This window comes from Allomuricauda sp. CP2A, assembly GCF_001683915.1.
Taxonomy (GTDB): domain Bacteria; phylum Bacteroidota; class Bacteroidia; order Flavobacteriales; family Flavobacteriaceae; genus Flagellimonas.
In genome coordinates this window covers 1-8,582 of sequence record NZ_LXTT01000115.1, presented here as the reverse complement: position 1 = coordinate 8,582, position 8,582 = coordinate 1, and the positions used below count along the sequence as shown (strand labels likewise).

Sequence of the window (8,582 nt, the reverse complement as noted above, 5' to 3'; positions counted from 1 at the left end):
TGCGGAATATCAAACCGACAAAATCATACTGGCCTCCACCAAGTTAAATTTAAAAGATACAGTGCCTATGAAATAAAATATACAGAATGAAATGAAAACCGACAGATGTTGGCGCATCTGCCGGTAAAATGTATTACCGAAGTAATAACTAAACTGAACTCTAAAATTATGAATAATTACTTAAGTATTGCCCATGTTCTAGGCAAATTAAATGGTCAATCCATTTCAATAAAAATAATGAGGTCCTTTCTTTGTTACATATTATTGGGGTTAACCGCTCTCTATGCAAACCACTCTTACTCACAGACCAAGTTTAATCTTGACCTTAAAAATGTAAGTTTAGAGACACTATTCAACCAGTTACAGGATGAAAGCGAGTACATCTTTTTTTACAAAGATGGTATTTTGCCCAATGATAATTCAATTACTCTCAAGAAAAACAATATAACCTTACCTAACGTTCTTGACTCTTTATTAGAATCGTACGGTCTAGGTTACAATATTATTGGCAGACAAGTAACAGTCTTTAAAGATCAAACCTATCATATACCAAACACCGACGCCGTTTTTTTTCAAGATTTTACGGTCAGCGGAACGGTTTTGGATGATTCAGGAGTTCCTTTGGCAGGAGCAAATATCATCGAAAAGGGAACCACGAACGGCACCCAAACCGATTTTGATGGAAATTTTTCGATCAAGGTAACTGACGGTGATGTCATATTGACCGTATCCTATATCGGGTTCACTACGAAAGAAATCCCTGTCAACGGACAATCGGTTTTGAACATTGTTTTGCAGGAAAGTACTGCCGTCCTTGATGAAATCGTGGTTGTCGGCTATGGAACGCAGAAGAAAAGTGACTTAACTGGGTCCGTGGCGTCATTGGGTCAAGACGACATGAACCCGGGGGCGAACGTATCCGTGGACCAAATGATGCTAGGTAGGGCTGCTGGGGTACAGATAAACCAAGCCAGTTCAGCCCCTGGAGGTGGGTTGGCAATTAGGATCAGGGGCTCCAACTCTTTGAATGCCAGTAACGAGCCTTTGTATGTAATAGATGGGTTCCCGATTGACAACAGCCCCAACCTTGGTTCTGGCGGGGTGGCCGAAGTAGGTCAAAACCTGAGCCCTAGGAATCCCTTGAATTCCCTGAATCCAGCTGATGTGGAATCGATAGAGATTTTAAAGGATGCCTCAGCAACGGCAATTTACGGTTCAAGAGGGGCAAATGGGGTAATTTTGATCACTACCAAGAAGGGAAGCAAAGGCAAGGTAAATGTCACGTATGATGTATATGCAGGTATCCAATCGGTCGCTGAAAAAATCGATGTGCTTTCCACCTCACAATACATAGATGCCATAAACGACTTGTCAATTGCACAAGGAAACGCAGTGGTTTTCAACAATGAGGATATTTCAAGAATCGGCAGGGGGACCGATTGGCAAGATGAAGTCTTTCGCTCGGCTCCTTTGACCAATCACAACCTGGCTGTGAGCGGGGGCAGCGAAAACACAAACTATTATGCCTCATTCAACTATTTTGATCAAGAAGGTGTTGTAAAAAATACGGGGATAAAAAGATATACCGGAAGAATAAACCTTGAGACAAAAATTGGGAACAAGACCCAGATAGGCCTAAACTTCAACACAAGTTTGGTCAAGGACAACAACAATGTCGATGGCGTCAATACCAATGAGCAAGCAGGGCCTATTTATTCTTCATTGTTATATGATCCTACGGAGACCATATTTAATGACGATGGTACTTTTAGCCAGTCGGCGAATCTGACTGTCAACAATCCAGTTACCTTGATAAATGCCATCATTAGCGAGAGCGAGACCAATAGAACATTCGGAAGTGCTTTTTTGAACTACGATTTCACTGAAGATCTTTCAGGCAAGTTCAATTTCGGGACCGACAGACAAACATCGAGACGTGACATTTACAATACCACCCAGACCATTCGTGGCGGTGCCGCTGGCGGTATCGCGAACATCAACGTATTGGAACGCTCCAACTATCTGTTCGAGTACACGATGACCTATGACAAAGCTTTTAACGAAGACCATGCACTTACGGTATTGGGTGGTATCACCTTTCAAAAGTTCAGTTCGCGGTTCTTTTCCGGTAATATCAGCGGTTTTCCGACAGATGATATCAAAACTAACAATTTGGCACTGGGCGACACCAATACGGATGTACTCTCTAGTGGCAAGGAAGAAAATACCTTGTTGTCATATCTAGGCAGGGTGAACTATAACCTTTTTGACAAATTTTTATTTACCGCCTCAATAAGGGCGGATGGGTCATCAAGGTTTGGAGAGAACAACAAATGGGGTTATTTTCCATCCTTTGCCTTGGGCTATAAACTTGACCAAGAAGAATTTATTCCCGATAGTTTCAGCCAGTTCAAGCTACGGGCGAGTTGGGGTCAGACAGGTAACCAGGAAATTGGCAACTATGCATCGCAACTGACCTTTGGAACAGGACCCAACGTAGTGTTTGGTGGCACCATTTCAGGCAGTGTCTCCCCCCAGCGTATTCCAAATCCAGACCTTAAGTGGGAAACCACCGAACAACTCAACATCGGTCTTGATTTCGGTATTTCAGGGGGCAGATTCAGTGGTAGTTTAGATTATTTTTCAAAAGAATCGAAGGATTTGTTGTTTGACCTTCCATTGCCATTTGCTTCCGGTTATTCATCAATATTGACAAATGTAGGCGAAGTTAAGAACAGTGGGGTTGAGTTTCTTTTTAACTCGACCAACATAGTGACCGATGATTTTAAATGGGATACTTCATTGAATTTTTCCGCCATTAAGAATGAAGTGGTGGATTTGGGACGAATTGAAAGTATTGTGACGGGAAGTGTACAAGCAGTGGGCAACACGGCGATCATTCAAGAAGGTGATCCCCTGGCCTCCTATTATGGATATGTTGTCACCGGCATTTTTCAGGAAGGTGACGATATAGCCAATTCACCACAGCCCACAGCCCAGCCAGGCTTTCCAATTTTTGAAGATAGAAATGGAGATGGGGCCATTACGCCTACCGACCAGACCATTATAGGCACCCCATATCCTGATTTTACCTATGGTATACAAAATTCAATTTCCTTCAAGAATTTGACGTTGGACTTCTTTTTTCAGGGTCAGGCAGGTGTCGATCTATTGAATATCAACCTGATAGAGTCTCTCTATCCTGCAAACTTCAGAAGAAACCGACTTGCGCACCAAATATTGGATCGATGGACGCCCCAAAATACAGGTGCTAAATGGCCATCAGGGGTAAACCCCAATGCCTATGGTGCAGGAAAAGTGAATACCCTGACCATTCAAGATGCATCTTACCTGCGTTTGAAAAATGTCAGGCTATCGTACAACGTTCCAGTTCAAAATATTGATTTTTTGAACTCACTTCAAGTCTATGTGACCGGCCAGAACCTGTTTACAATTACTGATTATGTGGGATTTGATCCTGAGGCTAATTCATTCGGTAGAAGTAACGTTAGGATCGATTATAGTAGTTATCCCCTGGCAACAACCTATATGTTGGGTCTTACTGCCAATTTTTAGGTCAAACAATTAAAAAAATCATAATTATGAAAACTTATTATTATAGAATAGCTCTCACTATAATGCTGTCTGGCCTGCTGGGCTGTGAAGAACGTTTGGAGGAAGAGGTGTTCTCTGAGCTCTCGCCCTCAACACTTTTTACCTCTGAGCAAGGTCTCAGCTCCTTATTGAATGCAGCTTATGCCTATTCGCATAGGGCTGGGGATGATGAATCCTGGTCCCCTTATTATTTGGGAACCATGCCAGCCGGTGAGGTATGGGGCGCTGGTGGGTCGATTGAAAGTGTATGGCAATCATTGATCGATTACAATTGGGACAGCAACCATGGCCAATTGATTCCTGTATGGATAGTGTACTTTAGTTCCATTCGTGATGCGAATCTGGTCCTGGACAACCTGGACAATGATTCTTTTTCGAATGATTTTAAGCAGAGAACGGAAGCCGAGGCCCATTTTATAAGGGGATGGGCCTATTCGGAGCTTTACAAGCTTTTTGGTAGGGTGCCGATTTATCGGTCTTCTACTGATGATCCTTTGCTGCCCCGATCAACTGACGAAGAGACTCAGGCCTTTATAGAGCAGGAACTGTTGGGGGCAATAGCCACTTTACCCAACCAACCTCCGGCCTTTGGAAAAGCATCCAAAGGCGTGGCCATGTCGGTCTTGGCAAAGTTTTACCTGAACACCAAGCAATGGCAAAAAGCGGCCGACATGTCCTCGGGCGTTATCGATTTGGGACTGTACAGTCTTTTACCCAATTACTCAGACGTGTTTGAAATATCGAACGAGGGCAATGCCGAGGTCATTTGGGCACTTCCCAAAGATGCTGCTGGGGCGGGCCAGTTTATGAATGCGCTGATTTTCCCACCGGATTATCCAAGACCTTTCCCGAACAATTCTGTATTTGCTGCACGCACTTACTTATTTGATGATTTTGTAAACTCCTTTGAGGCGACAGATACTAGAACCAGCCGTATAATAACCGAATGGCAGAGTACGGCAACCGGTGAACTGGTAATGGGGTTGGGCAACGATCAATCACACCCCTATAAATTACCTTTTGACCCAAATGCCGTGGGAGCGTCAGCTGGCAATGATATTATTGTCATCAGGTATGCGGACATATTGTTGACAAGGGCAGAAGCACTCAATGAACTCAATGGTCCCACCCAAGAGGCCATCGACCTGATCAACGAGGTCAGGAACCGGGCCGGTGCCACCCCCTTGAATCTGGGAAGTTTTGGCAAAGATTCCTTAAGAGATGCCATATTGAGTGAAAGGGAGTGGGAATTTTACTTTGAAGGAAATGCGAGGGAAGACCAAATAAGACACGGGGTCATGATTTCTAGGGCCCAAGCAAGGGGGAAAAATGCCCAGGATTTTCATGTGCTCTATCCGATTCCCCAAAGAGAACTGGATGCCAATTCAAATTTGGAACAAAATCCTGGATATTGAGTGTCACGAACAACTAACATACAAGTTGATGCTGTGCAAGCGATGAGAGTAGGTCTCTCGGAATCGGCTTACAGGAGCGGGTTCCAAACCGCCCCCAAGCTGCTGTGGTTAAATGCCGTGGTAGTGAGCGTTGGGGGAAAAGGCACTTTGAAGTGTCAGGTAGGTACCAGAAAGATGAACGCGAGTGAACCCCTGATGAGGCGTCGAAAGGATAAGGCTATGTCAAAACCAAGGTCCAGTATCGTCCTTGGGACAAGTAACAAGGCAACCTGTTTACTGTTGTTACGGCATACGGCGTATAGGGGGCATGAGTCTGGTACAGGCGTTAGCACGGAACGTGAGAACCTGTCGTTGCGATGTCAAGAGAAAACCTCAAGTAAAAGACACTACAAGAGGGAAAGTATCGAAGCGCAGCACGGGGGCAGAACATCCCGTAGTAGTGATGAAGTGCCTGTAATGGGCATGGAGCGAAGGGGATGTATTATTGAAGCTCCGTCAAAGCGGAAACTGAATGCAAATTTAGGAGGTACAAACTGATGGGAGCAAAGCCGTTTGAAATATCGGGGGAAACAGTGTACAAAGCTTATCGGCAAGTGCGCAGCCGCAAGGGGGCAGGGGGAGTCGACAAGATGAGCCTAGCCGACTTTGATAAGGACTACAAGAGGTACCTGTACAGGATATGGAACCGAATGAGTTCGGGCAGTTACATGGCACCATCCGTAAAGCTGGTGGAAATCCCCAAGAAAGGGGGCGGCCTACGGCCACTGGGCATACCCACGATATGCGACCGAATCGCACAAACAGTGGTAAAGATGTGCATTGAGGATAGGTTTGAGAAGATATTCCATGAGGACTCGTACGGGTACAGATCCAATAGGAACGCCCACCAAGCTCTGGCAAAGGCCAAGGTAAGGTGCTGGAAGAAAGACTGGGTCATCGACCTTGACATCAAAGGGTTCTTTGACAATATCCCGCACAATCTGTTGATGAAGGCCGTTGGCAAACACTGTAATGAAAAGTGGGTATTGCTCTACATCGGGAGATGGCTGGTAGCCCCTCTGGAAAAGGAGAATGGGGAAACAGTAGCACGCACCAAGGGCGTCCCACAGGGGTCGGTCATCGGGCCGCTGCTGGCAAACCTATACCTGCATTATTGCATGGACGTATGGTTGGAACGCAACTATCCCGAATGTAAGTTCGAGCGGTATGCGGACGATGCCATTATCCATTGTTCAAGCGAACAAAAGGTGATGGAAGTAAAGCAGCGACTGGAAGCCAGAATGCAGGAATGTGGACTGGAACTCCATCCCGAAAAGACCAAGATAGTCTATTGTAAGGACAGTAACCGAAAGAGAACCGCGACCGAACACGTACAGTTCGATTTTCTGGGCTATACGTTCATGCCGAGAAGCGCACAGCATAGTGTCAGAAAAGAGTGGTTCACCAGTTGGTTGCCCGCCGTGAGCAAGAAAGCTATGAAAAGTATGAACGGGAAGATGAGAAGCTGGAGCATACTGCGTGTCAGCAGTTGTACGCTCACCGACATTGCCAAGGCCATCAATCCAATAGTGAAGGGATGGATCAATTACTATGGAAAATTTTATAAATCAAAGCTTAAAGACTTTATGCACACACTGAACGTGAAACTCGCCAAATGGGCGAGACGGAAGTACAAGAGCCTTCGGGTCAGCGACAACAAGGCCATGAATTGGCTTTACAAGGTAAGTCAGGAATCACCGAACTTACTTGCTCACTGGACAATAGGTTCAATACCATCGAACGGAAACAATAATAAGAGCCGTATGACGGGAGACCGTCACGTACGGTTCTGTGAGAATATCGGTGCTGCGATGCCCGGTTTTACTCGATAAACATTTTAATGCTCTTTAAAATGTGATAGTAACTATAAAAAGAGAAACAGCGGTAGGCCGACTTTAATGGTCTGCCTACCGCTGCTTTTCTTTCAACTTAAACGATAACCTGAAATGCTTTTAGTAAATTTTACCAGATTTCCCGAGTTTTAGGCCTGAATATTGAAAATAATAATACCGATTAAATGAAAGTAAATACAATTAGATTCATGAACATAAAGCTGTTTTTGACACTTGCCTTCTTGTCATGGGTTGGTATCTGCATAGGACAGCAAGCCAATGTCAATCAGGATATTCAGGGACAAGAGGCACGTCCGAACTTTGTGGTCATATTTGCCGATGACCTTGGCTATGGTGATTTGAGCTCATATGGACATCCCACCATACATACCAAAAATCTGGATCAAATGGCGGTCGAAGGCCAAAAATGGACGAACTTCTATGTTGGGGCGAGCGTATGCACACCCAGTAGGGCAGCATTACTGACTGGGAGGTTGCCCATCAGAAATGGAATGACCAGTAGGGTCAATCGCGTTCTTTTTCCCGATTCCCACAATGGGTTGCCGCAACATGAGATAACGTTGGCGGAACAATTAAAAAAAGTCGATTATGCCACTGCTTGCATTGGTAAATGGCATTTGGGCCACAAAGAAGAATATTTGCCCACAAATCAAGGCTTTGACTATTATTTTGGTATTCCTTACAGTAATGACATGGACAACATTATTCCATTCAGGTCGACTCAAGGGTATATTGATTTTTGGAAATCAGAAGAGAGGAAAGATATAAAAACTTTTCAAGTTCCGCTAATGCGCAATACCGAGATAGTGGAGCGCCCAGCAGATCAGAACACATTGACAAAACGTTATAATGAAGAGGCGGTGCAGTTCATCCGGAAAAACAAGGAAAAGCCTTTTTTCCTTTATTTGGCACATAACCTTCCACATGTGCCCCTTTTCGCATCAAAGGACTTTGTGGGTTCCAGCAACAGGGGGCTCTATGGCGATGTTGTTGAAGAAATTGACCATGGTGTGGGACAAATATTGACCGAACTAAAAAATAATGGACTTGATAAAAATACAATTGTGGTATTCACCTCCGACAATGGGCCATGGCTCATCATGAACCAAGAAGGCGGAAGTGCAGGGCTATTGAGAGAAGGAAAAGGATCTACATGGGAGGGAGGTATGCGTGAGCCATGTATTTTTTGGGGGCCTGGGCGAATCGAACCTGGTTTGGTGACCCAAATAGGGACAACCATGGATTTGTTTACCACTTTCAGCAGATTGGCAAATGTACCATTGCCCGATGATCGACAAATGGATGGAAAGGACCTTAGTCCAACACTCTTCGAAAAAAGGCCTAGTGAGAGAAAAGAAGTGTTTTATTACAGGGGAGACGAGCTTTATGCCGTGAGGTTCGGAGCCTTCAAAGCCCATTTCATAACGGAAGGTTCCTATGGCCCACCGACGCGTGAAGAACATGACCCCCCAATTCTCTACAACCTCGAAGTGGATCCATCTGAAAAATATGATGTTGCCGAAAGTAATCCTGATGTCATCGAGCAAATCAAAGCCTTGGTAAAAAGCCATAATTCAAATTTGGTCAGGGGGGAAGATCAGTTGAAAGATAGGGGTTGACCTTTAAATCAATCAATTAAATTTCAAATGATTTAATATAT

At 44.6% G+C, this 8,582-nt stretch carries 5 protein-coding genes; all 5 read left to right on the top strand.

All coding sequences use genetic code 11. From position 1 onward, the window contains the following. The first annotated feature begins 237 nt into the window (after positions 1 to 237). The 5 genes from A7D14_RS13395 to A7D14_RS13375 all read left to right on the top strand — a co-directional run bounded on the left by A7D14_RS13395 (position 238) and on the right by A7D14_RS13375 (position 8,541). Complete coding sequence (locus tag A7D14_RS13395; protein ID WP_218058538.1) at positions 238 to 3,576, top strand: TonB-dependent receptor; 3,339 nt, start codon at positions 238 to 240, stop codon at positions 3,574 to 3,576. A 26-nt stretch (positions 3,577 to 3,602) separates the two neighbouring features. After that, the gene (locus A7D14_RS13390; protein ID WP_036379417.1) at positions 3,603 to 5,030 is read left to right on the top strand and encodes a RagB/SusD family nutrient uptake outer membrane protein; all 1,428 of its coding nucleotides are present in this window, start codon (positions 3,603 to 3,605) and stop codon (positions 5,028 to 5,030) included. A 219-nt stretch (positions 5,031 to 5,249) separates the two neighbouring features. Beyond that, positions 5,250 to 5,567, top strand: coding sequence for a hypothetical protein (locus A7D14_RS20250; RefSeq protein WP_141673405.1), 318 nt, complete (start codon positions 5,250 to 5,252; stop codon positions 5,565 to 5,567). Then, complete coding sequence (ltrA, locus tag A7D14_RS13380) at positions 5,567 to 6,901, top strand: group II intron reverse transcriptase/maturase (RefSeq protein WP_067035516.1); 1,335 nt, start codon at positions 5,567 to 5,569, stop codon at positions 6,899 to 6,901. The genes A7D14_RS20250 and ltrA overlap by 1 nt, the downstream gene beginning before the upstream one ends. Before the next feature lie 185 nt (positions 6,902 to 7,086). Further along, positions 7,087 to 8,541, top strand: coding sequence for a sulfatase (locus A7D14_RS13375; RefSeq protein ID WP_067035512.1), 1,455 nt, complete (start codon positions 7,087 to 7,089; stop codon positions 8,539 to 8,541). Positions 8,542 to 8,582 lie beyond the last annotated feature (41 nt).

Excerpts from the sequence above, each read along its gene's own strand:
- A7D14_RS13395 (WP_218058538.1), top strand. The coding sequence starts at position 238 with ATGAGGTCCTTTCTTTGTTACATATTATTGGGGTTAACCGCTCTCTAT.
- A7D14_RS13390 (WP_036379417.1), top strand. The coding sequence starts at position 3,603 with ATGAAAACTTATTATTATAGAATAGCTCTCACTATAATGCTGTCTGGC.
- A7D14_RS20250 (WP_141673405.1), top strand. The coding sequence starts at position 5,250 with ATGTCAAAACCAAGGTCCAGTATCGTCCTTGGGACAAGTAACAAGGCA.
- ltrA (WP_067035516.1), top strand. The coding sequence starts at position 5,567 with ATGGGAGCAAAGCCGTTTGAAATATCGGGGGAAACAGTGTACAAAGCT.
- A7D14_RS13375 (WP_067035512.1), top strand. The coding sequence starts at position 7,087 with ATGAAAGTAAATACAATTAGATTCATGAACATAAAGCTGTTTTTGACA.